The following is a 26250-nucleotide window of genomic DNA, read 5'->3' on the forward strand; positions in this document are numbered from 1 at the left end:
AAGACCCAATACTGAGGAACAATACGCAATGCCGCCTTCCCTCGAACTACGTACCAAGCAAAGCCTCGCGCTCACGCCGCGCCTTCAGCAGTCGGTTCGTCTACTGCAGCTTTCGTCGCTCGAGTTTCAGCAGGAATTGCGCAACGCGCTCGATACGAATCCCTTCCTCGAGTACGACGAGACGCAAGCAGAAGACAACGCCCTGTCCACCGACAACGGCAGTTCCATAGGCGACACGCCGACGCTCGGCGAAGCCACAGCGCCGGTCGATGCACCCATGGCCTCAGAAGGCAGCGCAGACGGTTCCGACAGCAGCGATTCGCAGTCGCACGAAGACTCCATGAGCGAGTTCTCGTCCGATCCGTTCGGCCGCACATCGACACGAAACAACGGCGATGGTGAAGGCTCCGATCCTGCGGACTGGGTTCGCATCGAACCGTCCTTGCATGAAACGCTTCACGACACGCTGCGCCTTTATCCGATCAACGATCGTGACCGCGCCGTGGCGCAACTCATCATTGAAGCGCTCGATGACGACGGTTATTTGCGTCAGGACCTGCAGGAGTTGTCGGAACTGGTCGACATAGAACCCGCGCTGTCCGAAGACGAACTGAATATTGCGCTGAAGCTTGTGCAATCGCTCGACAAGCCGGGTGTTGGCGCGCGCACATTGTCCGAATGCCTGCGCCTGCAACTGGAGGCGCTGGAACCGGAAACGCCCGGACGGGCCGTGGCGCTCGAAATCGTGACGCATCATCTGGAAAGGCTCGCGCGCCGCGAGCAGGCCGAATTGCAGAAGAAGATTGGCTGCAGCGCCGACGAGTTGCGCATTGCCTGCGCGCTCGTGCGCAAACTCGATCCGAAACCGGGTTCGAACTATGGCGCCGCAGAAGACAATTACGTCGTGCCCGACGTGATCGTGCGTCAGGTCAAGAAGAACTGGGTCGTGACGATCAACCCCGCGGTGCTGCCGCGCGCGCGCATTCATCGCATGTACGCGGAACTGTTCGCGCAATCCGCTGGCGCAAGCCGTTCGCCGCTTGCCCAGCAATTGCAGGAAGCACGCTGGCTGATCCGTAACGCGCAGCAGCGCTTCACGACCATTCAGCGCGTGGCGGAATGCATTGTGTCGCATCAGAAAGCGTTTTTCGACTATGGCGAAATCGCGCTCAAGCCGCTGGTCCTGCGCGACGTGGCCGACGAACTCGAACTCCACGAATCGACCATCTCGCGCGCGACGGGCAACAAATATATGTCGACGCCGCGCGGCATTTTTGAATTCAAGCACTTCTTCCCGCGCGAGTTGAGCACGGAAAGCGGCGGCACGTGTTCGGCGGCAGCTGTTCGTGCGTTGCTCAAGGAAATGATCGCGAAAGAAAGCAGCAGCGAGCCGCTTTCGGATGTCAGCCTCGCCAAGATGCTCGCGGACCAGGGCGTGATTGTCGCGCGCCGGACGGTAGCAAAATATCGTCACCTCATGAAGGTACCGCCGGCGGAATTGCGTCGCGCTTGAATGAAGGCACGGTGGCAAAAAGCGCCCTTGAAGTGGATTCAAGGGCGCTTTTTTATCGCCAGCCGGACATATATTGCGTGCGTCTGCGACCCGCTGTCGCCGCGACTTCCGCGCCCAGCAAGAACACCGCCGCCGAGTAATACAACCACATCAGGATGATCGCGAGCGATCCCGCTGCACCGAAAGTATTCGTCATGCCTGCATGCTGCAGGTAAAACGCGAACAGCCGTTTGCCGCATTCAAACAGCAACGCAGCCGCCGATGCACCCAGCGCCGCGTCGCGCCATTTCATGCGCGAACTCGGCAGGAACTTGAGCAGCACCGCGAACGCCAGCATCATCATGAAGAGCGAGATTGCGCGTTGTGCAAGCGCCGCGATCAGGAACGATGGACCGTTCGTGCCGAGCACCCATTGGCCGACCAGCACCACGACGGCATCGAGCACGAGCAATGCGACAATCAGCAGACCCGCGCCGATCACGAACGCGAACGAGATCGCCCGCACGCGCAGGATGGCGAGGATGCTGTCGCGCGTGCTGGAAATCGGCGCGGGCCAGATTACGTTGAGCGCCGTATGAAGCGACGAAAACGTCGCTGACGCACCGACCAGCACGCCGACGCCGGAAAGAATCGCGGTGCGCGCTGCAATGTCGGCGTGCCATGCATTTGCCACGATCGCTTCCAAGGCATGCGCCGCATCCGTTCCCACCACGCCCGCAATCTCGCCGAACAATCGCCCTTGCACTGCGTCGGCGCCAAAAAAGATACTTGCGACCGCGATGATGATCACGAGCGTGGGCGCGATTGAAAACGCCGCAAAGAAAGCGATGGCGGCCGAGAACATGACGCAATGATCCTGCGACCACTGGACGACCGGCTCCTGGATCCAGGACCAGAACAATTTAAGTCTTTGGCCTTTGGGTTTCGATGTTGCCGTGGTCAAGAAATAGCGCTCCCGCAAAATGTCCGTGTGTCCTTTCCCCGCGATGGTAGCGCGGATTCGCGGATTCATCGGCGGGAGCGGGTCGGGCCGCCTTTGCTTAGCATCGCTGATTTTTACGCGCAAAATAAAACGGCGCGCCTCGAAGGGCGCGCCGTTTTTGCATGAAACCGCGAGATTTTACGGCTGTTCCTCGTTCTCATCGTTGGCCGGGTCGGCCGTCTCGTCATCGATTGCGCGGGTTTCGTCTTCTACTTCGTCCGGCAGGATATCCGAGTCGGGTTCGAGGTTGTTATCGCCATCCGCGGATGCCGTCTCGCCCGTTCCGTAGCGGTCGGTGTCGCTGTTCAGTTCCGCGGCGGACTGGCCGAGCGCGTGCTGATCGAGTTCGTCCTCAATGTCGCCCGGATAGCGCTTTTCGCCCTGCACGTCCGAGCCGCTGTCCGACGAATCGCTCGGCCCGAGTGCGCCGGTTCCATGCCCCTTGCCAACCTCGACACCGCCCTCTTCGTCCGGATCCAATGTGCTTCCACTCATGATGACCTCCTGATTTGCGTGTACTCATCAACGCAAAACCCGTTCCGCGAAGCGCTGCCCGCGCAAATAAAAACCCCGCACGGCATAACCACGTGCGGGGCCTCGCTACACAGGGAACACGCAAACGTATTTCAGCTCGATGCACGCGCCGGACGCTTCGCTTCCGAAACCTGCCGTACCGCTTTTTTCGTCACCGACGCCGCAGCGGCCACGCTGCGCAGATCGCGCAGGAAGGAATCGCGCCAAACGGAAAGATTGTTCTCGCGCAACGGCGCCATCATGTCGGTGTGACGCGCCTGGCGCTCGGCCAGCGGCATCGACAACGCACGTTCCAGCGCCTCGGACATCTGGGACAGGTCGAACGGATTGACCACCAGCGCGCCCGGCAACTGATCGGCTGCACCGGCAAATTGCGACAACACGAGCGCGCCCGGATCGGCAGGATCCTGTGACGCCACATATTCCTTCGCGACGAGGTTCATGCCGTCGCGCAGTGGCGTGACATAACCCACTTGCGACAACCGGAACAACGCCATCAGCAAATTTCGATCGTACTTGCGATTCAGGTACTGGATCGGCGTCCAGTCGAGCTGCGCGAAGCGGCCATTGATTCGCCCGGCTTCGCCTTCCAGGTTTTGCCGGATGCGCTGATAGGTCTGGACATCGGAGCGCGTAGGCGGCGCGATCTGCACCATCGACACCCGGCCATGCCATCCCGGCGCATGAAGCAGCAAGCGTTCGAACGCCTGGAAGCGCTCGGCAAGGCCTTTTGAATAATCGAGGCGGTCCACGCTCATGATCAGCTTGCGGCCGCGCAAGCTGTCGCGCAGGCTCTTCACCGGCTTGCGATTCGAGAACTGCTCTGCAACCTTCGCAATGGCGTCAGGATAGATACCGATCGGATAGGCGCCAACCTTCAGCATGTGTCCATGCGCCTGCAACATCCCGTCTTCGCTGAGATGCCCGAGGTGTCCCCGCTCGATGTAATCCACGAACGACTGTTTGTCCGCCTCGGTCTGGAATCCGACTATGTCATAGCTGCACATTGCCTTGATCAGTTCTTCGTGAGGCGGCACGGTGCGCAGGACTTCGGGAACGGGAAACGGGATGTGAAGGAAAAAACCGATCGGATTCTTGATGCCGGCGGCGCGGCACTCTTGTGCGAACGGCAGCAGGTGATAGTCGTGAACCCAGATGATGTCATCGGGCTCGAGCAACGGCTTCAGTTGCCTTGCAAGACTCGCGTTGACGCGCGCGTACCCGGCATATTCCTCGCGATCAAACCGCGACAAGTCATTGCGATAGTGAAAGGTCGGCCACAGCGTCGCGTTTGAAAAGCCGCGGTAGTACTGGTCATAATCGCGCCGCGTCAGCCCGACGGTCGCATACGTGACGTTGCCGCGCTTCTCTACCACGGGAGCCGACGCCTCGCCGACAATCTCGCCGCTCCAGCCGAACCACACGCCGCCTGTCTCCTTTAGCGCGTCCAGAACGCCGATTGCCAGGCCGCCGGCTGCGGGCTTGCCCTCCTGGATCGGTGCGACGCGATTCGATACCACGATCAATCTGCTCATTACTGCTTCACCTCATCAGTTGTCGTTGCTCGTTCGAATTGACCGGAATAGCAATGCAAGAGACGTGCCGTTTTTTACAATCTATAAAACAAAAGTTGTGTATAAATGTGACAGACGAACAAAAACATCCGACACCTGGTCACGGCGCAGAAAATTTTGGTGGTTATCGGCGCGGATTGCCCGGGCCGATTCTTCAAGTCAGGCGTCTTGCTCCGAGCCCAGGTCCCGCTGGTAGTCGATGCCTTCCTTGCGCACTCCACCTTGATTGTGGTCGCCGTCCGGCGGTACGCCAGGCACGGGACGGTTCTGCCCTGCGGGGTCATGCGATGGTTCATCGTTGCTGGTTGCCGGAGCGGTCTGCGTCGAATCGATTGCCGCGATGTCCGGCGGGACCGAAGACTTGACGGACTCGGCGCGCGCCTCACGACGCGACGTATGGCGCGCGGAACGGCGCAGTGCGGGATGCCTCATGGATGCCTCCAGGAAGAAGGCCGTCGGAGAAGTGGATCGGCGGCAGATCGCTGTGTGAAAAAGCAATAATGACCGAAACAAACTGGATTATACGGTCACTATTGCCTGATACGTTGTAATGCCTACAGCGAGATGGAAAATTCTTCAAGAAAACCGGTGCAGCGTCGTATCAATGAAACGTGCCGGATACGTGCGGCGTTTCGTTTGGCGCCGGAGGCGGATCACCGATCGGCTGACTGGGCGGCGACGGTGGCTCGCGCGTCGGATCGGGAACGGTGTCGGGCGGCTCCTGCGGTGACGGCGGGGGCTGCTCGGGCGTGAACGGAGGATCCGGCGGCTGGGGCGTCTGTGCATACACGCCTCCGAGCAATTCAGCACGAGACAATCTTTGGGACGAAGACGAAGCGAGATCAGTCATGGCGGGCTCCCTGGATCTTGTGGTGGTGACACTCGTACGAACCCGAAAAATCGAATCCGGCCAAGGACTCCTTGTTAGGCTCACATCGCACGTCGCGCGTTTATCTCCGGCAACTCGCGCGAGCCAAACATCTCCTCACAGCAAGGGCCATGCCCTGCATTTCGCTTTATCCCACGCGGCTACATCAGCCATTAACATTATCCGCGCTCATATTGCATGTGCAAACGAAAAACGCCCGTCCAAAGCGGACATCTTTCGATATCCCAATGAACGGGCGTTGTAGCCAAAAACCTGTGACCCGAACGCTGTTTAGCGACCGTTGGCGCCTGCGTCGCCTACTTCGCTGGCTTCGCTTTCAGCCGCTTTGCTGGCTGCGTCGTCGCCATATTCGACCAGGCGGTTATAGAGCGTCTTCAGGCTGATACCGAGAATTTCCGCCGCCCGCGTCTTCACGCCGCCGCACTGTTCGAGCGTTGCGAGGATCAGTTGGCGGTCCGCTTCGGCGAGCGACGTGCCGAACGGAATGGTCACCGCCGTTCCCGCCGATGGCTTCGACAACGAGATCTGCAACGGCACAGTGGCGGTACTGTCCGACTCGGCGCCCGACATGATGTAGGCGCGCTGCACGTAGTTCTTCAGCTCACGCACATTCCCCGGCCACGGGTAAGAAGCCAGCATGTCGCGCACGGCCGCCGGGAACGTCTTCTTGGTGTTGTAGCGGGAATTGAGTTCGTCGAGGAACGCCTGTCCGAGCAGTTCCACATCCGTACCACGATCCCGCAGCGGCGGAAGGTTGATCGGAAACACGTTGAGCCGGTGATACAAGTCGAGGCGCAGCTTACCTTCGAGCACGGCCTGCTCGGGATCGCGGTTCGTGGCCGCGATCAGGCGCACGTCGGTCTCGAGCTCCTTGGTCGTACCCACGCGCATGAACATGCCCGTTTCCAGCACGCGCAGGAGTTTCACCTGCAGTTCGATGGGCATCTCGGTGATTTCATCGAGGAACAGCGTGCCGCCGTTCGCGCGTTCGAAATAACCTTTGTGTTGCCGGTCGGCGCCGGTGAACGATCCACGCTCGTGACCAAACATTTCCGACTCGATCAGGTTCGGCGATATCGCCCCGCAGTTCACGGCTATGAACGAATGCTTGCGACGCAAGCTCAGCTCATGCAGCGTCTGCGCGGCGACTTCCTTGCCGGTTCCCGATTCGCCGATCAATAGCACGGATGCCGCCGTGGGTGCGACCCGGCCAACCTGGTCGTAGACGGTTTGCATGGCGGGCGAATTGCCGAGCATCAAACCGAAACGGCCCATGCGGCGCAGTTCGCCGCGCAGCGTGCCAATCTCGGCCTTCAGGTCGCCGGGACGCGGCAGACGGCTCAGGATCGCCTTCACGCGCTGCATGTTGATGGGTTTGACGAGATAATCCGTCGCGCCCATCTTCAACGCATTCACGGCGGACTCAACGGTCGCGTGGCCGGTAATGACGATGATTTCCACGCCCGAACGCGGATCGAGGTCCTCGAACAGGTCGACGCCCGATCCATCGGGCAATTTAAGGTCGGTGAAGACGACGTCAGGCGTCTGGCGCACGAGCTGGATCCGCGCTTCGCGCAGGTCGCCAGCAGTTGCAGTCGTCAGTCCATCTTCGCCGATGATCGCGGCTAGTGCCTCGCGGGTACTGGGATCGTCATCGACAATCAATACATGTGGCATGCGTCTCGAATTTATCCAAAGCGTTGAGGGTCACACGACGCTGAACGCGCCGTGGAGGTCTCTGGGAGCGCGGACCCTGCATTGCCCGTACGCATCAACGTACCGCGATGAAGGCTCGCCCACCAGGCCGAATGCGCACCGATGGAACTCAAGTACGCCGAAAGATGAAATACTTCCCGATTGACTGGCTACATGTCACCGCATTACGCAATTATTGCCATATAGCGTAGTTATTGCAGTGTGTTCTTCGATTATAAGGCTTTATCAAGATGAAACGCACGCCGGAGCGTGCGTTTGGATCATGTCTTGAGCCAATGTTCTGGCCTGCGCAAGCAGACGACAATCGGCCTTCGTTCGCCTTCGTTCGCTTTAGCTATGCGGAAAATGCCAGGCGTCGGGCGTTCCGCCCACTACGCCGTTGCCGTTGTTCGCCGCACTGGCCGGCCTTGCGTCAACTGACGCCGATGCAGATGCCGGCGTAACGATCTTGCCGCCTTCATCCTCCCATCGGTTCAAGTCGCGCGGGGCGCGTGTCGCTGTGTCGCGCCTCGCCTGCGCCCATTTCCATGCGAGTACGCTGCCAACCGCGAACAACGCTCCGAACAAGCCGATCTTCGGTCGTGCCATTGTGCATCTCCTTATCTTCAGATGATCGAGGCCTTCGTGCGGCCTCGATGTGTGGCCTGTTTGCAGGGTCTATCGGGAAACGAGAATGCCAGCCAGGAAGCCAATGCCCGCAGCAATGCCAAGCGCCTGCCACGGGTTGTCGCGTGTATAGCGGACCGTGCCGTCGAGGCTCGCGCGGTATCGGTCCTGCGCGCCTGCCTGCGCCGCTTCGAGCGCGTGGCGGGCGGTATCGACGTGATCGCGCAAGCGCGCACGCAACGCATCCACGCCTTCCGCCGGCAGCGACGCGCTCAGGCGCACCAGTTCCTCGGAATCGTTCAGCAAGACCTTGATGTCTTCGATGATCTTCTGCTTGCCCAAAGAAATCTGGACTGTCGTTTGACTCATGTTGTGAAACCCCTTGCCATTGACTTGTGATTGATCGGCCGGCAGCGACATACGGTTCATGACGCGTGCCGGTCGAGTGCTGCAGCCGCGGTGTCGCCTTGGCGTTCACGCAGTGTTCGCAGCATGCCGCCAAGCACCAGCGCGCAGCCGAACGAGGCGAACACGAAACTTGTCACGCCCGCTGCGCGCGAAAGCGCTGGCGTGCCCGCGGCCCACGCCATCACCACGCACATGAGCGCGGTCACGAACGCCACGGCGGCCCAGTGATAGGCGTTGATCGGCTCGGCCGTGAGGAGTTCCTGACGTTCATCGACGCGTTGCGAGGCACGTTCGCGACGTGCCGGGCGCGTGCGCTGTTGCACATGAATGTCGAAGTGAAGAGAATCTTCCATGGCTGTCTGCCGTATCACGGCCGTTCGATTGCAGATAACACATGCGACGCAGATTCCGTGCCATACGACCCAAAGCGCCGTAATATCTGGTCATTCATGCCGTGCCGCTTGGCGCCGCGCAACCCGTTGGCTACCCCGGTCGGGTCCGGAGTACGCGTAACAATTACGCCCGGCCGTGTGTAAAGGAGGGGCGAGATCGGTGAAGCTTTCCGCTGGGTGAGCGCAACATGATGGATTGCGGATTTATTTGAGCCCCGATTACCCAAGCCGAGCAAAGCACGTTGCCGCTAAGTCGTTACGGATGGTTAAATACGGTTTACGAGATAAGTTGCACGCTCGCGCCGATCATCGAAACGGCCCTCCAACATTGCTTCGCCACTCGAGCGGCAGTGGGACCCTAGCCTGCCACTGACACGGCGCAATGCGTGCACCGCTGCGCTTCATCCCTGTCTTGGGGCCAGCGGCCAACCCCCGTCGCCCGAACAACTTTGCAGGACACAAGACTCATGGCGTCAACCGATCTGGACTCGCCGGCCGTCGCCTCCGGCGATACGCCATTGCAGAAGAAACGTAACGCGGGAGAGATTGCCGGATTGAAGTCATACGGACTTCTGTACGGTTCATCGCCCGTCATGATGGAGCTTTACTCGCAGATAGAACGCGTGGCGGCAACAGACGCCACCGCGTTGATCATTGGTGAATCGGGAACCGGCAAGGAGTTGATTGCCCGTACCATTCACGATCAAAGCGCGCGACGCGACGCGCCATTCGTGGCGGTCAATTGCGGTGCAATCCCCGATAACCTCATTGAACCCGAACTTTTCGGACATGAGAAAGGCAGCTTTACCGGCGCTGTTCAGGGACGCCTTGGTTATTTCGAACATGCCAATGGTGGAACGCTGTTTCTGGACGAAGTCACCGAGATGTCGCCCGTGCGTCAGGTCAAGCTGTTGCGCGCGCTTGAAACCGGAACGTTCTTTCGAGTTGGCGGCAATGAGCTGATTCACTCCGATGTCCGGGTCATCGCCGCGACCAATCGCGATCCTATTGTGGCGGTCAAGGAGAATGGCTTGCGCGAGGACTTGATGTATCGGCTGGCTGTGTTTCCGTTGCGCGCGCCGCCACTGCGCGAACGCGACAGCGACCGCGAATTTCTCGCGCAGCATTTCCTCTCCGAGATGAACGCGCAAGAGGGGACCAACAAGTCGTTCAGCAAGCGCGCGATCGAGATGTTGCGGACGTATTCATGGCCTGGCAACGTGCGCGAACTGAAGAACACGATCTATCGTGCGTTCATTCTTGCCGAAAAGACCGTTGAGATTGCGCATCCGCATCTGGCGTCACGGGTGAAGAAGCCCGTCACGCAGGGCGATGCCATGAACGTCTGGGTCGGCACGCCTCTCGCCGATGCGCAGAAGCAGATCATCCTGGGTACGCTCAAGCATTGCGGCGGCGACAAACGCCGCGCTGCAAAAGCGCTCGGCGTGAGCCTGAAGACGCTTTACAACCGGCTCGGCACTTATGAAAACGAGGGTGGCGAAGGAGAGCCTTCAGCTTCCGGTTCCGAGACTGCCGAAAGCTGAGTGCAAGTCAATGTGCAATCGATGAATCGTTCGTCAGTTCATCGATTGCGTTCAGCCAACTGTCACGCCAGTTTTTCATTTTTCGCACCACGTTCCCCGCATTTGCAATTTCTTGCAAATTTCTATGCCCGGCGCTTCGCTATGTCATTCAAAATGCGCGGGCGCTCCGATTGCTTAAGTGTTGCCCGCTCAGTGTTCGCACGAGCAAAGCGGTTGCCGTCATCGAAAGAATAAGGAAAGGCGAGGAAGGAATAGCACCATGCAGAAAACGATTCACCGGCGTCCAGCTCACGCCGCGGCACTGGCAACGCTTCTAGTCGGAGCGATCGCGTGTTCCACCCTTTCAGGTTGCAGTTCCCTATATAGCGAAGGCGCCGTGGCAGGCGCCGGTATTGCCGGCGCAGCGGTCGCGGGCAGCGTGACGCGCAATGCGGCTGTTGCGACAGGTATCGGCCTGGGCGCTGTTGCTGCTGCCAAAGCAGGCGTTCAGTACAGCGAGCGCGTGATGCACACCTATACGCAGGACCGGATCGCGGGCGCAGCCGGTCCTCTCGCCGTGGGCGCCGTAGCGACATGGGCGGCGGTGCATACCGTGCCTATCGAGCCGGATGAGAAAGGCCGCGTGACGGTTAGCCGCACCATCAGCACGGGCACGCTCGACTGCAAGGAAATCGTCTTTTCGGTGGACACCGACGCCACCAAGGACAAGCCTGCCGATAGCGGCTTCTACGTAGCTTCGATCTGCCGCGATGGACAGACGTGGAAGTGGGCGTCGGCAGAACCCGCCACGCCGCGTTGGGGCGCGCTGCAATGAGGCCCGGCCTGAGCTTGATGCTCGCGGCAGGCGTTGCTGCGAGCTGCGTATTCGTGAGCGGATGTGCATCGATTGGTGCGGCGGCGGGCGCGGCGGCGGGTGTATCGACTGGCGTGGTGACGAGCAATCCGGCGATTGGCTTCGGCGTGGGCATCGCGGTCCAGGCCGCCACCGACGAAGCCGTCGCGCGTCTCATGAAGCGCCTGCACAGCGATCAGCAGATCGCCATTGCGACGACCGCGGGCGACCTTCCCATCGGCGATGAAAAAGCGTGGAAGGTGAAGCACACGCTGCCGGTGGAAAACGGCCATGGCAATGTGCGCGTGCTGCGCGAGTTCAGCAGCGCGCTTGCGACATGCCGCGAGTTCGCTTTCTCGGTTGCCGATGGTGACAAGCCCGATGCACATCAGGACTGGTTCCTCGCGCAAGCATGCAAGGGCAACGACAACAGCGGCGGATGGAAATGGGCATCGGCGGAACCGGCCGTGGCGCGTTGGGGAAATCTGCAATAACGCGGCGGCGCATGCCCGCCGCCGTGCGTGCCGACATGCTCACCAGCGCCAGCGCACGCCCGCGTCGCCGCCTATGACCGCGCGCGTGGCTCCGCCGACGTTCATCGCGTAATGGACGTTTGCAAACAGGCTGCCGCGAACGCCGATGTTGATGGCCACGCCGGTTTGGAAATCGACCAGCGTCGCCGATGACGGTGCCGGAATCGTGGTGGAATCGCCGAAACCCACGTGGCTCGATGTGTCGAAGTAACGCCACAGATTCACACGCGCATACGGCTGCCAGGTCGCGCCGCCCACTTGCCAGCGCCCTGCCACGCGTAGCCCCAGGCGTGCGGCTAGCGAACTGGGGTTATCGAAGGTGACGGACGAGACGCCGTCGTTCAGGTCGTTAATGGACACGCGCTGCCAGATCACCTGCGCCTGCGGTTCAATGCTCAAGCCAGCCAGCAACGCCAGCGGCAATCCTCCTTCCACTGATCCGGCTATCGAATGGCCGTGCGTGGTCACGCTGATGCCATCGTTGGACGATGGCTTGATCGTCAATGCGCTGCCCGCGACGATGGTGTCCGTGTACCAGCCGCTCGGGCCGATGTGCGTCCAGTACGCGCCCACACTCGCCGAATCCACGTCCACACTGCCTGCCTGAACCGACGGCATGCCAAGCGCGAAACCGCTGATATCGCCCGAAGCGCGCGCAGCGCCCAGCAGCAAACCATAATGATTTCGATTTCCTGACGGCGTTGTATTGGCGTAGATGTCCTGGCCAATCTGCGTGCCGCCCGTAAAACCGCTGAAATGCGGATCGACGCCGGTGTCGCTGCCAACGCGTGCATGATTGCCCCAGACGCGAGCCCAGGTTGCGGGCAGCGTGCCGGTTTCGTCGAGTTGCGACTGGTCGCCGTGCCGATCGTGAAAAGTGCCGATCTGATCGATGACAAGCTCGCGCGTGATCGATGGGATCGCCGCGTAGAGCGGGACTTCGATGCGGTAAAGCGGCGTTGTTGTGGCAGGTGAAGACGGCGCGTCCGGCGGCGGCGACGTTGGCGTGGTTGGCCCCGTGGGTGGTGGCGGCGCGGGGGGCTCGGTGGGACCGGATGGCGCTGTTGGATCGGTTGGCGGTGGCGCAGGCGGAACTGGCGGAGCGGGCGGTTCCGGCGGCGCAGGAGGGGCCGGTGGCGCAGGCGGAGACGGCGGCGAAGGTGGTGTCGGCGGCACAGGCGGCGCCGTCGTCACACTCGACCGCAAATACCAGTTGTCTCCGCTTCCCGCAGTCACGCCGCCTCGAAACAGGGCATACGTAAACGCTCCCGCCTTGACCGGGCTCGCCAACGAAAACGCCGTCGCCGCCGTCGTTGCGCCCTGAAGTGTCTGCACGACCATGATTCCATCGGATATCGTCTGGGCGCCCGCGCCGCCCGCGTTCCTTACGCCTATCGACGTATCGCCAGTGGCGCTGCCCTGCGATATCACGAGTTTCCCGCTCGGCGAACCATCCGCGCCAAGGACGCTGTCCACGAGCAGCCGGCCGGCGCGCCCCGCATAATCGCCGTTCACAACAAGGGTGTTGCGTGTACTGCCGCTCAGGTCGATCACACCCGCATTGCCCACCGATACCCGCGCGCCCGCCACGGCCGCCATGATCGCCGATGTCCCGCCGCCATTCCACGCAAGCGAACTGGTTGAATCGATGTCGAGCGCGCCCGTTCGCGTTCCGGCGTCTCCGAGCGTGAGGCCTTGAGCATCGAGCGTCACGCGGCTGGCGTTCGTTATCGCCACACTTTCCCAGTTCACAAAGCGGCTCGATCCACTTGCATCGACGTGGCTGAACGTGAGCGTGTCGCGGCCCGCGCCGGCATCGAAGATCGACGTAGACGAGAGTTGCGCGTCGCTCAGATTCGACAGCGTGGCTTCGGTTTGTCCCGAGCCAAACGTGACAGCGCCGGTGATCGTGCCGCCGTCGAGCCATTTGAACGTGGTTTGCCCGTCGCCCGCCGTGAGGCCGCGCGCAATTGAACCGCCCGAGACCGTGACGGCGTTCGTGCCGTTGCCGAGCGTCACCGCGCCGCCAATCGTGCCGCCCGATAACGCCACGGACGTATCCCCCGCGCCGGCTGTCAGGTCCAAGTCGATTGCCCCGCCGGACATCGTAAAGGTGTTCTGCGCGGCCGTCAGTCCAACACTGCCAATGCGCCCGCCAGTGATGTCCGCCACGCCGCCGTTGGTCAGGCCTCCCATCACGCGGCCGCCGCTGAGCGTGAAGCGCGGTTGCGGACCACCCTGGTCGACGTCATCGACCTGTCCTGCGCGCATCACGAAAGTATTGATGCCGGTGCCCTGCCGGATCAGGCCGCTGACCGTGCCGCCATCCATGTTGAACGTGTTCGTGCCGGTATCGGTCCAGACCGCAATACCGCCGCCACTCGAAATCTGGCCCGTGTTCGTGATCGTGATGACATAAGGCCCGGTCGATGAAACAGCAAGATTGCTGCCGCCCGATATCACGCCGCTATTCACGATATCCGCGTTGCCGCCCACGACCGATATCCCCACGTTGCCGCCCGAAATCGTCCCGGCGTTGGTGAAGCTGCCGCCGCCGTTGGCATCGATACCGTTGTTCAGATCGCTCGCAATGCGCGCCCCGGCCGCGTTCACCAGTGTGACCTCGTGCGAAAAGAAAGCGCCAAGCCCGTCCGTTCCGTGCGCGACCACCGACCCCGTGTTCGTGATGAGACCCGGCGAGGCATCGAGTGAAACAATGCCGTGTGCGTTCGACCCATAGGTATCGATGGAACCGTGGTTGGTCAGCGTGTTGTTGCCCGCCGCTCCGTTCGCAAAGAGGCCGTGCGAATTCGCGCCCGTTGTGCTTATGGAACCATTGTTGACGAGCGCGTCGCCGGTGGTTTGGGACGCCATGCCATACGAGCCGTCGCCGGATGTCGTCAGCGTGCCGTTATTGGTCAGCGTCCCGCCGCCTGCTGTGGAGAAATCGAGCATCGCGGCCGAGTTCGCCCCGCTCGTGCCGATCACCCCGCCCGCCGCGTTCAACATGGTGACCGCGGCGGAACCGTTGTACATGCCTTCCGACTCGGTGCCGGTGGTGTGGATCGAACCCGCGTTGGTCAGCGTGTTATGTCCGAAACCGGACGGCGTGCCTTCGGAGGTGATGCCGTCGAAGGTATCGCCTGTGACCTGCAGCGTGCCGAGATTCGTGACGGTGCTCGAATCCCGCACGCCGACCGCACTGCTGTTGCTCACGCTGATGCCCGCGCCCGGCTGAACGAGCACGCTGACACCCGTGCTTCCGCCAACAGCCACGACTCCCGCCGATGGATTCGGCAACCCCGAATCGCACGTCACGGATTCGCCGCTGACGGGCGCGAAGTTATCGCAGTTACCAAGCGCCGACGGCATGCGCAGCAGGCACGTCACACCGATAGCCAAACCCGGCAGACGCCTTGTTCGCAGGAACCTCGCATGGGGTAACGGCAAACGCGGCTTGGGCGTGGTTGCGGGCATCGTTTCGAGCTCCTTGTTTGCAGCCAACGAGGCAGGGCGTCCAGCGTAGAGTACGTTTTGCGCTTCGGCAATCTTGTGGAAATCGATTCAATGCGGCCTGTCGAAAACGAACGGCACCATAATGGACAAGGGTTTGCGTCCGATGCGAAACGACCTTGCCGGACGTTGCCGTCGAGAAACACAATGGCCGGATTTCGCGCATGCAAACGAAGCAAGGCGACCGATTGGCTTCAGAAACCAGAACGTTTGAATGCAAAAAACGCGGCGTCTGTTTCCAGAACCGCCGCGTTTTTTTTAACGTGCACCGCCGTAAGGCGCATGCCTCAGCGTGGCATCACGACTCCACGTCTTCCAGGCTGAAGATTTCCGTCTGGTCGTTGTACGAGAAAATCTCGCCATAGCGGCCCCAGTTGATGACGGCGTCAAGCGTTTCCTCGGCGGCTTTATCTGAGAGGAAGTCTTCCAGTTCCTGCTCGAAGCGAACCCGCGGCGCACGATGCCCCGGCCGTTCGTTCAGCACCTTCTTGATCCGCGCGGCGAGCGGCACGTGCCGCAGCAAATGCTCCGCGAACATCATCTTGCGTTCCTGCGTGCCGAATTCGGCAAATACGCGCGCGGGCGGCGTCAGGAAAATATCGCCTTCGCGGACATCGGCGAATCCAAGGTGCTGCAACACTTCCGCGACCGGAAAGAGATCGTCCACTTCCAGATGCAGCGTGCGCGCGATTTCCGGCATGTCGGCGCGGCCATGGTAAGGATCGGCGGCAAGCGTTTCGATCAAACCCGCCATCAGGTTGGTCGAAACCTGCGGCAGCCAGCTGCTCAACTCAAGCCCCTTCTTCTTCTCTTCGCCAACCTGACGCGCGGTCATCTTGGCGTAGATATCGTCGACAAGCCGCCTGAACGCCGGATCGAGACGGTTGCGCGGATGCTTGAACGGCACGCGGATCTCGGCCATCACGCGTCCCGGGTTGGACGCCAGCACCAGAATCCGGTCGCACATGAACACCGCTTCCTCAATGTTGTGCGTCACGATCAGCACCGACTTGATCGGCATCTTGCCTTGCGTCCAGAGGTCGAGCAGATCGGTGCGCAAGTTCTCGGCGGTGAGCACGTCGAGCGCGGAAAACGGCTCGTCCATGAGCAGCAGCGTCGGATCGACGACCAGCGCGCGCGCGAAGCCCACGCGCTGGCGCATCCCGCCCGACAATTCGCGCGGGTACGCGTTTTCGAAACCATCGAGACCAATCAGGTCGATGGCCGCCAGCGCGCGCTCGCGCCGCTCTTTCGACGGCACGCCCTGCGCCTCCAGCCCCGCTTCCACGTTCTGCAGAACGGTGAGCCACGGAAACAGCGCAAAGGTCTGGAACACCATCGCCACGCCTTTCGCCGGACCGGCGAGCGGCTCGTTCAGATAGGTGACCTGGCCGCCCGTTGGCTCGATCAAGCCCGCGATGATCCGCAACAGCGTGGATTTCCCCGATCCAGACCGGCCGAGAAGACCTACGATCTCGCCTTCGTGCAGCTTCAGGTTGACGTCCTCGAGCACGAGCAGTTCGCCCTGCGTCTTGTTGAAACCGCGGCTCACCTGGTCGACGTGAAGAATTTCCTTGCCGAGGCGAGCAGGCGTGGAGGGAGACGGCGGCATTGGATTGGTCGGATTCGTCTGCGTTGGCATGGGCGCTCGCATGTTACTGATTACAAGATGATGTGGCCGCTGGCGACCAGCGTCGAAAATCCAGGCGTTTTACCGGGTGTTCAATCCAGGCGCAATCGCGCTTCGGCGAAGGCGAACAGCGGACGCCACAGGAGCCGGTTGAAAAGCGTGACGAACAGCGACATCACCGCGATCCCTAGGATGATCTTCGGATAATCGCCATTGACCGTGCTTTCCGCGATATACGCACCTAGTCCGTGCGCCACAATTTTGGTATTTCCCCACGATACCGCTTCGGCCACGATGCTCGCATTCCACGCGCCGCCCGACGCCGTGATCGCGCCGGTCACGTAGTAAGGGAAGATGCCCGGCAAGATGGCCTGGCGCCACCACTGCCAGCCCTTGATCTGGAAATTGGTCGCGGCCTCGCGGTAGTCGTTCGGATACGACGTCGCGCCGGCAATCACATTAAAAAGGATATACCACTGCGTGCCGAGCACGATCAGCGGCGAGAGCCAGATATCCGGGTTCAGGTTGAACTTCACGATCACCACGACAAACACCGGGAACAGCAGGTTCGCCGGGAACGCGGCGAGAAACTGCGCGAGCGGCTGGATCTTGCTCGCAAGCGCGGGCCGCAGCCCGATCAGCACGCCGATCGGCACCCAGATCACCGACGCAATCGCAATCAGCACCACCACGCGGAACAGGGTGATCAACCCAAGCCAGAAGACGTGCCCGACTTCACGCCACGAGACGCCCGACGAAACGAACACGGTGACCTTCCAGACCACGAACGCGGTCAGCGCCACGACAATCGTCGCCCAGACGATGTCGCCGATGCGCGACGCGTTACGGGCTCTCGCCGGCGTCGATGTAAACACCGACGCCGCGCTCGCCAGGAGCGGCAGCTTCACGCCTTGCAGCGACGGTAGCCTGAGAGGCACGCGCGCCAGCTTGCCAATCAGCCAGCCTGCGGGGACGAGCAATTGGTGAATCAGGCGCGTGCGCCGGATCAGGTCGAGCAGCCAGGATTCGGGCACATTGCCCGAGCTCGTGTTTTCCATGCGGAATTTATCGGCCCAGGCAACGAGCGGGCGGAACATGAGCTGATCGTAGGCGAGGATCACGACCGTCATGGCGAGGATCACCCAGCCGATCGCGCCGAGATTGCGCTCGCCAATAGCGGTCGCCAGATACGCGCCAATGCCCGGCAGCACGATGGTACGGTTGCCCACCACGATCGCTTCCGAGGCGACTACGAAGAACCAGCCGCCGGACATCGACATCATCATGTTCCAGATGAGGCCCGGCATGGAGAACGGCACTTCGAGCTTCCAGAAGCGCTGCCAGTTGGTGAGGTGAAAGCCGCGCGAGACTTCATCCAGGTCGCGCGGCACCGTACGCAGCGACTGGTAGAAGCTGAACGTCATGTTCCACGCCTGGCTCGTGAAGATGGCGAAGATCGCCGCGAGTTCGGCGCCGAAAACACGCCCGGGGAACAACGCGAGAAAAAACGTGACGGTAAAGGAGATGTAGCCGAGCACCGGCACCGACTGCAGGATATCCAGAATCGGCACGAGCACGATGGACGCGCGCCTGCTCTTGGCCGCGAGCGTGCCATAGATCAGCGTGAATACGAGCGATGCGACCATCGCAGCGAGCATGCGCAGCGTGGTGCGCAGCGCGTACTCGGGCAAATTCGACGGATCCAGCGAAATAGCCTGCGTCTGCAGCGTTGAGATGGGCGCAAGCGTCTCGTGAAAGCCCACCGCGGTCAGCGCGAGGATGCAGATGATCAGTGGGAACGCGACGAAGTCCCATCGATTCGGTAATAGACGCCACGCCGAAGCATTCGCCGTGCGAGTCAGGTTGAAGCCAAAATCCATTGCACGCCCTCTCCGTTGAGGCTTGTTGCGGCCGGAGCGCCCTCGTCAGGGCATTCTCCGGCGTCTGTATTCCTGTGTGTATTCCTGTGCACCGGCAATCTACGCCGCGCCCGTTTCAGAATCGCACGACACTACACCAACCTTTGTTTCAGGCACAACCTCGGCCAGCCGGTTTACGTTTCGTCATCTGGCGTCACGCTGGGCAAGGCAGCCGGGCGGTTTCCGCTCGCGTACGCAAAGCGTTGCGCCCGCTCGTCAAACTGCGCGGCAAGGTTCAGAAAACCACGTTCACGCCGATAAGAAACTTGATGGACGAAAGAAAACGTCGTCCAATTCAAACGCGAAGCCGCGCGCCGTTCCCAAAGCAGACCGAAGCCGGCTTTAAACCGTTGCCGACGCGGTTCACAGCTCTTCGCGAGACCAAGCATGTTCTCGCAACGGGCGCCACTGTCGGCGATCAGCAACAGCACTTGGGGCAAGTACCATCGGCGCGCGTGGCCGCGCCCGGTAAGATGCTCGTGTGCCGGCACAAAACTCATAACATTGCTCGTCGCGCGGGGCCGCGGGACAGTCAGACAGGCCAGAATAGATGAACAAGACAACCTTCCACCGTGCGATCGCAGCGCTTGGCTGCGCATTGCTTGCATGCGTGTGCTGGGTTGCGGCCGGACTGGTGTCGGACCGAATGGTACAGCAAGAACTGGCTACGTCGATGCACGTAGAACGCCAAATGGCGGCGTCCATTGTCGACAACACCGCGCAGATCATTGCCAGCGACCTCGCCATGTCCCGCGCGATTCCCGCGACCATCGCGGAAATGGACATGATCCAGCTCGCGCTGGTTCAGCCGCATGGCTCCGCCGCCGACGCCGCGCTGAGCGTCGCCGAGCGGCGAGCCAGGTGGCTCGCCTCGCCCGCGTTGCAAAAAGTCGATAACTTCCTGCACAACGCGCGCGGTTTTACCGGCCTGGATTACGTCTGGGTCGTCGATACGCAGGGCTTTTGCGTGGCATCGAGCAATTCCACTGATTCGAACAGCTTTGTCGGCATTGACATGCGGGCGCGCGGATATATTCAGAAGGCGCTGCTCGGCGCATTCACCGAGACGTACGGCGTGGGCCGCTCGAACGGCGATCCGGGAATCTTTATCGCGACGCCGATTTACCGCGACGGACTTCTTGTCGGTGCAGTGATTGCGAAAGTGAGCATCGACCGCTTGCGGCATTGGGTGTCGCGTCCTGGAACATTCGTGACCGACAGCAACGGCGTGGTGGTGATGGCCAACGAAAGCCGGCTGGAAAACCGCGTGCTGCCCAATTCGCCCGTGCTGAAGATGTCGCGCGCGGAGCGGCTCGATGCTTACCGCCGTGTCGACTTCCAGACCTTGCGGATCACGAACGTAGGGGAGCGCGTGCGGGCGGATGCGCCGTGGCTGTCGCCAACGCTCTCGAGCGGCCTGTTCAGCGCCAATAACGGCGTGGCGCCCGCGCTTTACGACGAACGCACCGGGCTGAATTCGGGACTTGCCGCGCATATCGTGCATCCGCTGCCGAACTGGGCCGAAATCGTGCGCAACCAGCGGCGCGACCAGTTGCTCGTGTTCCTGACGGCGCTCGGCGTGGTCGGGCTGGCCGTGGTGATCACCGTGTCCTACTTGCGGGAGCGCCGCCTGCACCGCGCGACGCGGCATCTCGCGAACCAGCTGCAGTCGGCCAATACGCTGCTTTCGGCGGAAGCCCGCCATGACGCGCTGACTGGCGCGTTGTCGCGGCGATATTTCCTCGATACCTTGCGCCGCGAAGTCGATATCGCCGGTGCCGCCGGTACGCCGCTGTCCGTTGCGATCGCGGATCTGGACTACTTCAAGCAGGTCAACGACCGCTTTGGCCATGCAACCGGCGATCGCGCGCTCGAGCATTTCGTGCGCATGTGCGAGGAGCAATTGCGCGCGAGCGACGGCGTTGGGCGGCTTGGCGGCGAGGAATTCGGCCTGCTGCTTCCGCAAACCTCTCTCGCCGATGCTCACGCGGTGCTCGAGCGCCTGCGCAAGCGCTTCAACCAGGAACATTGCGCCCATCTACCCGATGACACCGCGCTGAGCGTGAGTATCGGCATCACCGCATTGAGCGAGGGCGACACTGCGGAGAATCTGCTCAAGCGCGCCGATCTGGCGCTCTATGCGGCGAAATCGGGCGGCCGCGATCGCAGCGAAGTGCACCCAGCCGACAACATCCCGCCAATGCCGCGTCATCCCGAGACCGCCTGACGCGCGCCCGGCCTTTTGCAACGCTTCCTTTTTGCTCCGGATGCACGCCAAACGCGCGGGTTAGCCTGAAGGCCGACTGGGGCAAGCAGCGTGACAGCAGGTATCATCGATACTCGAAGTCGGATATCTGCCGTTATCAGGAGGGGTGAATGAAGGGAAATCTGGTCATTGTCTGCCGCGATCAGGACGCTGAAGCATTCGATCACTTGCTGGCCGAATATGGCGCGTTCCAGACGCGGCTCTCATCCACCGCCTGGTATCTGAGGCTCGACGTCGCGCCGGAAATCATTCAGGAGGAGATTCTCGGGCGGCTGGGGAAATACACCACGCACTATATTTTCGAAGCCGCCACGGTCACGTACAACACCGTCGATAGTGAAGCGGCTTCCGCGCTGAATACCCTGTTCGATTAAAAGCGCAAGCGGATCGTTGGGGCGGGATTTGTTCCAACGCCCCGCCCTAGGCGTGCTTGAGCACGCCATCGACGTGAAGCTGATCCGCCGCCTTTGCCACGATATCGAACGGAAAAGTCATGGCGACCTGCAATCCGCCTTCCTCGCGATTGCGAATGTCGCACTCGCCGCCCACCCGCCGCACCAGTCGATCCACAATGGCAAGCCCCAGCCCGCTGTGACCGCTGCCGCCGCGCGCGGGATCAAGCCTGACAAACGGCCGGCTGGCCTTCACGAGATCCTGCGCGGCAATACCGCCGCCATTGTCAGTGACGCGCAAGACCCAGCCATTGGCCGCGCGCAAGGTTTCTATCTCGATGGGCGGCGCCCCATAAGCATGTGCATTGTCGAGCAGGTTCGAGAGCAATCTGTCCAGCGTCGCCGCCGGCAGGGCAAAGCCGCGTCCCGCCGCGAGCCGCGTCCGAATCGGTTGGCCGCCGGGGGCGACCGCCCTGTAGCTGCGCGCAACTCTCTCGCATTGCTGGTCGACTTCAACCGGTTCGCTGCGATCCGTTCCGTCATGCGCGAACACCAGAAACTGATCGACGATGTGCGCCATTGAGTCCACATCGCGCACCACGCCATCGCGCAGCTTCGCCTCTTCCATCATTTCGGCACGCAGGCGCAAGCGCGCAAGCGGCGTCTTGAGATCGTGCGCCACGCCCGCGAGCATGACCGCGCGGTCGCTTTCCGCCTGCGCCACCTCACGCACCATCTGGTTGAAACCGTGCGTCAACTGCCGCAACTCGCGGGGACCGCGCTCGGGGACGGCGGGCGTAGGCTCGCCGCGGCCGAAACGTCCCACTGCCTGCGCAAGCGAGCGCAGCGGCGTCTGGAGTTGCCACGCGGCGAGGAGCGCCGCCATGACCGCAGTTGTGAAAATGATCGCAAGCCACAGCAGCATGCGGTCGCGCGAACGCGGCGGACGCAGGGGCTGGACCGGCACGACGATCCAGTTCGCGTCGCGTGCGCCGCGCACCCACAAGCTCGGTGGACCGCCGGGCTCGCTGACACGGACGTCGGTGCCATCGGGCAGACGGTCCCGCAAGTCGTCGATAAACCGCGCAAACGGCGGCGGCACGCGATCTGTATCGGCGTCGGCGATTGGACGGGGAACGTCGGGACTGGTCGGGGCAACCACGTGCACGCTCGAGGGCAGCGGCTGATCCGGCGAATTCGCGATGTGCTGGCGCACGGCGTCGACCAGGAACGTGGCTTCTTCTACTGCGTAACGCGTTTGCGTCTGATCGCGTTCGACCCGGATGACCGCGAACCACGCGACGTGCGACAACACCAGCACGCCGATGACCAGCACAACCAGCCGGCCAAATAACGAATCAATGGGCCGGCGCATTTTGCTCGCCGTCGGGCACGAACACGTAACCACGCCCGCGCACTGTCTGTATAAAGCGCGGCGTGGACGGGTCGGTCTCGAGGATCCGGCGCAGACGCCACACCTGCACGTCGATCCCGCGGTCCGTGCCGTCGTATTCCGGACCGTGCAACAGTTCGAGCAGCCGTTCACGCGTGAGCGTGCGCATGGGGTGATTGACGAAAATCTTCAGCAGCGCGAATTCGCTGCCCGACAGCGTAAGCGGCGTCTCGTCCTGATGCAGCGTGCGCGACTGGAAGTCGAGCCTGAAACGCCCGAACGAAAATGGCTCGCGCTGCTCGGGTGCGGCGGAAGGAATCGTGCGGCGGCGGCGCAATACGGCCTGCACGCGCGCGAGCAGTTCCCGCGGATTGAACGGCTTGCCGAGATAATCGTCAGCGCCGAGTTCAAGTCCGACAATGCGGTCCACGTCGTCGGCACGTGCCGTCAGCATGATCACGGGAATGTCGTCGCCGGACGCGCGGAGCTTGCGCAACGCGGTCAGTCCATCGACACCCGGCATCATGAGGTCGAGCACGATCAGGTCGGGGCGCTCGCGTTCGAGGCGCCGTTCGAGCGTGCCCGCGTCATGCAGCACCGATACCTCGATGCCCTGCCGGACCAGATAGTCGCGCAACAAGTCGCGCAGTTCGGAGTCGTCGTCGACGACAAGTATTTGAGTAGCCATGCGACGCAGTTTAACGCCAGTCCGAGCTCAAGATGCCGCAAAACCTCCGTAAACAGTTACCGGGTGTTACCGCGAAAGCGGCGCGTAAACCGGCGTAATAACGCAATAGCGGCTCGTAACACGCGTATCCGGCCAACTCTCTACGCTGTGTCTTACCGAAGGCGCGACGACCCAGTCGACACAGCCAGATCGGATCAGCTCCAGTTCAGTTCGGCACTTGGCCGCTGGGGCTCCGCAAATCAAAAAGGAGTACGCCATGTTGAAGCAGTCCCGATTCCTCGCCATCACCGCTGCGGCGCTCGCGCTGTCCATAGGTACAGCCAACGTCGCGAGTGCGGCGACCCCGGATGCACCGCCCCCGGGTGGCCCGGGCATGATGATGGCCGAAGGCGGTCCCGGCGGCCCCGGCGCTCATCGCGGGCACGGAATGGAAATGCGCATGAAGAAGGAACTGGACAAGCTGCACAGCCAGTTGAATCTCAACGCCGACCAGGAAAAGCTGTGGCAATCCGCGCTGCAAACCATGAAGCAAAATCATGAGGCAATGCGCGCGAGCCATCAGCAAATGCGCGCGCAGATGGAGTCCATGAAACAGCAACCGATCCTGGACCTGAACGCCATGTATGCGACGCATCAGAAGATCGAGCAACAGAATGCCCAGTTGCGCGACCAGACCAGCGCCGCATGGCTCAATTTCTACAACGCGCTCAATGACCAGCAAAAGACCACGGTCAGCTCGGCGTTGAAAGCCCGGTTCGCGAAGATGCATGAGCGTCAGGAAAAAATGCATCAGCGTTGGGGCCAGCATCATGGCGCGCCGGCCGCTGGTGCATCGGCGGTTCAGCCTTGAGGCACTGACAAGGTAGCCCGCGCATGAAAAAAGCCGTGGACCTGTTTGTTTGGTCCACGGCTTTTTCGTCGCCTGCGACTGACCGCGGTACTTCTTGCGCTCAGGCGAGATCGAACAAGATGACTTCCGCGCCGGTTCCCTGGTCGAGCGTCACCTTCGACACCCCTTCGAGCTTGGCTGCGTCGCCGGCCGAAAGCGCTTCGCCATTCACCGATACCGCTCCCCGCGCCACGTGCACATATACGCGGCGCCCGGCGGCAACGTCGAAGTCGGCGCGCTCGTCGCCATCGAAAAGACCGGCGTAAAGCTCGGCGTCCGCGCCCAGTTTCACCGCGCCGTCGCGCCCTTGCGGCGAGGCGATCACCCGCAGGCGGCCACGCTTTTCGGCATCGTCGAAATGCTTTTCTTCGTAGCCCGGTGCGTTGCCCTCGGCGTCCGGGATGATCCAGATCTGCAGGAAATGCGCGGGTTCGGTGGCGGAACCGTTGAATTCGCTGTGCCGCACGCCCGTGCCGGCGCTCATGCGCTGGACGTCGCCGGGACGGATGGTCGAGCCGTTGCCCATGCTGTCCTTGTGAGCGAGACCGCCTTCGAGCACGTAACTGATGATTTCCATATCGCGATGCCCGTGCGCGCCGAATCCCTGCCCGCCCGCGATGCGGTCTTCGTTGATCACGCGCAGCGCGCCGAAATGCACGTGCTCGGGATCGTCATAGCCTGCAAAAGAGAAACTGTGATACGAGTCGAGCCATCCGTGGTTGGCATGGCCGCGTTCATTGGCACGTCGAATCTCAAACATTTCGAACTCCCGTTGATATTGCGATGGAGAGAATGTAAGGGCGCACACGCTCCGGAACAATCGCCTGCACAGGCACCACACCGTCCTGAAAATGCATGCAATCGATACGGCCCACAAACCGCAAGACGGATCGGCGAGCCGCGCGGGCACTCGCGCGCGCGACGGCTTCGGGTAGAATACCGGCCTTTTCGGGACCGGTTGGTGCCGGGCGGATCGGCGGAACCCCGAAAGCTGCCTTGGACATCCTTTCACGCGGCCAGCCCGAAAGCGCTTTTTGTCTTTTCAACGGCCTTTCAAACGCTGCGCACCAATTTTGGACATCTAGAATAGGCACCGCCCGAGGCTGCTTACGGCACGCGGGGCACGCCGGCGACGGGTGGAACGGAGCGAAAGCGCAAACCAAAGGCAAAGACGCGAAGGACCGGACATCCGCCGGGCCGCAAACAAGCTAGTAGAAAGCGACCGAACGCAATCCGGGCAAAAAGCGCGGCTGAATAGGCAAAGGCGCGGGCACAAGGCAAAAAGCCAGCGCCGACGCGCACGTCATCAAGGAATCACCATGTTTCTGCAAGGCTACGGGCCGCTCATCCTCTCGGGCACATGGCAAACCGTCAAGCTGGCGGTCTTGTCGCTCGTGTTCGCATTCGTGATCGGCCTGATCGGGGCGGCGGCGAAGTTGTCGCGCAACCGCATCTCGTCGGGCGTCGGCACGGTCTACACCACGCTCGTGCGCGGCGTCCCCGATCTCGTGCTCATGCTGCTGCTCTTCTACAGCATCCAGATCTGGCTGAATCACCTGACCGACCTGCTTGGCTGGGATCAGATCGATATCGATCCGTTCGTGGCCGGCGTGATCGTGCTCGGCTTCATCTACGGCGCGTATTTCACCGAAACTTTCCGTGGCGCGTTCCTGTCCGTGCCGCGCGGCCAGCTCGAAGCGGGCGCGGCCTATGGCATGACGCCGTGGCAGACCTTCTCGCGGATCATGTTTCCGCAGATGATGCGTTTCGCCCTGCCCGGCATTGGCAATAACTGGCAGGTGATGGTGAAGGCGACGGCGCTGGTGTCGATCATCGGTCTCGCCGATGTCGTCAAGGCCGCGCAGGACGCCGGCAAGGGCACGTTGCGGTTCTTCTTTTTCACGCTGCTCGCGGGCGCCGTTTATCTCGTCATCACCACACTGTCGAATCTCGTGCTGATGTGGCTGGAAAAGCGCTATTCCTCCGGCGTGCGCAAGGCCGATCTATAGGCCACGGCACCGATCACGCTTCCTAAAA

The 26250-nt window shown here is 61.7% G+C and carries 24 protein-coding genes; 8 read left to right on the forward strand and 16 right to left on the reverse strand.

Annotated features, from left to right (window positions below; genetic code table 11):
- Positions 1-28 precede the first annotated feature (28 nt).
- Entirely contained in the window at positions 29-1513 is a 1485-nt protein-coding gene (locus tag AWB64_RS02690) for an RNA polymerase factor sigma-54 (RefSeq protein ID WP_060817049.1), read from the forward strand.
- A 52-nt stretch (positions 1514-1565) separates the two neighbouring features.
- On the opposite strand, the gene AWB64_RS02695 is transcribed toward AWB64_RS02690, so the two are convergent.
- From AWB64_RS02695 to AWB64_RS02735, 9 genes are all read right to left on the reverse strand, one after another.
- Positions 1566-2525, reverse strand: coding sequence for a YihY/virulence factor BrkB family protein (locus AWB64_RS02695; RefSeq protein ID WP_082850341.1), 960 nt, complete (start codon positions 2523-2525; stop codon positions 1566-1568).
- A 108-nt stretch (positions 2526-2633) separates the two neighbouring features.
- Positions 2634-2990, reverse strand: coding sequence for a chemotaxis protein (locus AWB64_RS02700; protein WP_244163910.1), 357 nt, complete (start codon positions 2988-2990; stop codon positions 2634-2636).
- Between the two features lie 131 nt (positions 2991-3121).
- A complete protein-coding gene (gene otsA / locus AWB64_RS02705) occupies positions 3122-4564 on the reverse strand; it encodes an alpha,alpha-trehalose-phosphate synthase (UDP-forming) (RefSeq protein ID WP_060817051.1) in 1443 nt (480 codons plus the stop codon).
- Positions 4565-4762: 198 nt separating this feature from the next.
- A complete protein-coding gene (locus tag AWB64_RS02710; protein ID WP_060817052.1) occupies positions 4763-5035 on the reverse strand; it encodes a hypothetical protein in 273 nt (90 codons plus the stop codon).
- 169 nt (positions 5036-5204) lie between these two features.
- Entirely contained in the window at positions 5205-5453 is a 249-nt protein-coding gene (locus tag AWB64_RS02715) for a hypothetical protein (RefSeq protein WP_063493144.1), read from the reverse strand.
- Between the two features lie 309 nt (positions 5454-5762).
- On the reverse strand, positions 5763-7169 hold the full coding sequence (locus tag AWB64_RS02720) for a sigma-54-dependent transcriptional regulator (protein ID WP_060817053.1): 1407 nt from the start codon (positions 7167-7169) through the stop codon (positions 5763-5765).
- 369 nt (positions 7170-7538) lie between these two features.
- Positions 7539-7796, reverse strand: coding sequence for a hypothetical protein (locus AWB64_RS02725; protein WP_060817054.1), 258 nt, complete (start codon positions 7794-7796; stop codon positions 7539-7541).
- Positions 7797-7865: 69 nt separating this feature from the next.
- On the reverse strand, positions 7866-8183 hold the full coding sequence (locus tag AWB64_RS02730) for an ElaB/YgaM/YqjD family protein (RefSeq protein ID WP_060817195.1): 318 nt from the start codon (positions 8181-8183) through the stop codon (positions 7866-7868).
- 56 nt (positions 8184-8239) lie between these two features.
- On the reverse strand, positions 8240-8575 hold the full coding sequence (locus AWB64_RS02735) for a hypothetical protein (RefSeq protein ID WP_060817055.1): 336 nt from the start codon (positions 8573-8575) through the stop codon (positions 8240-8242).
- Positions 8576-9081: 506 nt separating this feature from the next.
- Between AWB64_RS02735 and AWB64_RS02740 the strand changes: the two genes are divergently transcribed.
- The 3 genes from AWB64_RS02740 (at position 9082) to AWB64_RS02750 (ending at position 11484) form a co-directional block, all read left to right on the forward strand.
- Positions 9082-10158, forward strand: coding sequence for a sigma-54 interaction domain-containing protein (locus tag AWB64_RS02740; RefSeq protein ID WP_060817056.1), 1077 nt, complete (start codon positions 9082-9084; stop codon positions 10156-10158).
- Positions 10159-10417: 259 nt separating this feature from the next.
- Entirely contained in the window at positions 10418-10972 is a 555-nt protein-coding gene (locus tag AWB64_RS02745; RefSeq protein ID WP_060817057.1) for a hypothetical protein, read from the forward strand.
- Complete coding sequence (locus AWB64_RS02750; RefSeq protein ID WP_060817058.1) at positions 10969-11484, forward strand: hypothetical protein; 516 nt, start codon at positions 10969-10971, stop codon at positions 11482-11484. Before AWB64_RS02745 ends, AWB64_RS02750 begins: the two co-directional genes overlap by 4 nt.
- 39 nt (positions 11485-11523) lie before the next feature.
- Here the strand turns inward: AWB64_RS02750 and AWB64_RS02755 are convergent, their stop codons facing one another.
- From AWB64_RS02755 to AWB64_RS02770, 4 genes are all read right to left on the reverse strand, one after another.
- Positions 11524-15000 carry an autotransporter outer membrane beta-barrel domain-containing protein gene (locus AWB64_RS02755; RefSeq protein ID WP_060817059.1) on the reverse strand — a complete coding sequence of 1159 codons (3477 nt, stop codon included), beginning with the start codon at positions 14998-15000 and terminating at the stop codon, positions 11524-11526.
- A gap of 334 nt (positions 15001-15334) precedes the next feature.
- The gene (locus tag AWB64_RS02760; protein ID WP_060817196.1) at positions 15335-16648 is read right to left on the reverse strand and encodes an ABC transporter ATP-binding protein; all 1314 of its coding nucleotides are present in this window, start codon (positions 16646-16648) and stop codon (positions 15335-15337) included.
- 110 nt (positions 16649-16758) lie between these two features.
- Positions 16759-18546, reverse strand: a complete 1788-nt coding sequence (locus AWB64_RS02765) for an ABC transporter permease (protein ID WP_060817060.1) — start codon at positions 18544-18546, stop codon at positions 16759-16761.
- Between the two features lie 173 nt (positions 18547-18719).
- Entirely contained in the window at positions 18720-19016 is a 297-nt protein-coding gene (locus AWB64_RS02770; protein ID WP_157766574.1) for a hypothetical protein, read from the reverse strand.
- A 119-nt stretch (positions 19017-19135) separates the two neighbouring features.
- On the opposite strand from AWB64_RS02770, the gene AWB64_RS02775 reads away from it, so the two are divergent.
- A complete protein-coding gene (locus AWB64_RS02775; RefSeq protein WP_060817062.1) occupies positions 19136-20812 on the forward strand; it encodes a sensor domain-containing diguanylate cyclase in 1677 nt (558 codons plus the stop codon).
- 149 nt (positions 20813-20961) lie between these two features.
- Positions 20962-21225, forward strand: a complete 264-nt coding sequence (locus tag AWB64_RS02780; RefSeq protein WP_060817063.1) for a double-stranded DNA-specific endonuclease — start codon at positions 20962-20964, stop codon at positions 21223-21225.
- Positions 21226-21271: 46 nt separating this feature from the next.
- Here the strand turns inward: AWB64_RS02780 and AWB64_RS02785 are convergent, their stop codons facing one another.
- On the reverse strand, positions 21272-22618 hold the full coding sequence (locus tag AWB64_RS02785) for an ATP-binding protein (RefSeq protein ID WP_060817064.1): 1347 nt from the start codon (positions 22616-22618) through the stop codon (positions 21272-21274).
- Positions 22602-23324 carry a response regulator gene (locus tag AWB64_RS02790; protein WP_060817065.1) on the reverse strand — a complete coding sequence of 241 codons (723 nt, stop codon included), beginning with the start codon at positions 23322-23324 and terminating at the stop codon, positions 22602-22604. The genes AWB64_RS02785 and AWB64_RS02790 overlap by 17 nt, the downstream gene beginning before the upstream one ends.
- A 256-nt stretch (positions 23325-23580) precedes the next feature.
- On the opposite strand from AWB64_RS02790, the gene AWB64_RS02795 reads away from it, so the two are divergent.
- A complete protein-coding gene (locus AWB64_RS02795; protein ID WP_060817066.1) occupies positions 23581-24174 on the forward strand; it encodes a Spy/CpxP family protein refolding chaperone in 594 nt (197 codons plus the stop codon).
- A gap of 100 nt (positions 24175-24274) precedes the next feature.
- Here the strand turns inward: AWB64_RS02795 and AWB64_RS02800 are convergent, their stop codons facing one another.
- Entirely contained in the window at positions 24275-24973 is a 699-nt protein-coding gene (locus AWB64_RS02800; RefSeq protein WP_060817067.1) for a pirin family protein, read from the reverse strand.
- Between the two features lie 559 nt (positions 24974-25532).
- Here AWB64_RS02800 and AWB64_RS02805 point away from each other — a divergent pair.
- Positions 25533-26222 carry an ABC transporter permease gene (locus tag AWB64_RS02805; RefSeq protein ID WP_060817068.1) on the forward strand — a complete coding sequence of 230 codons (690 nt, stop codon included), beginning with the start codon at positions 25533-25535 and terminating at the stop codon, positions 26220-26222.
- The last annotated feature ends 28 nt before the right edge of the window (positions 26223-26250 follow it).

It is taken from the genome of Caballeronia sordidicola (assembly GCF_001544455.2).
Taxonomy (GTDB): domain Bacteria; phylum Pseudomonadota; class Gammaproteobacteria; order Burkholderiales; family Burkholderiaceae; genus Caballeronia; species Caballeronia sordidicola.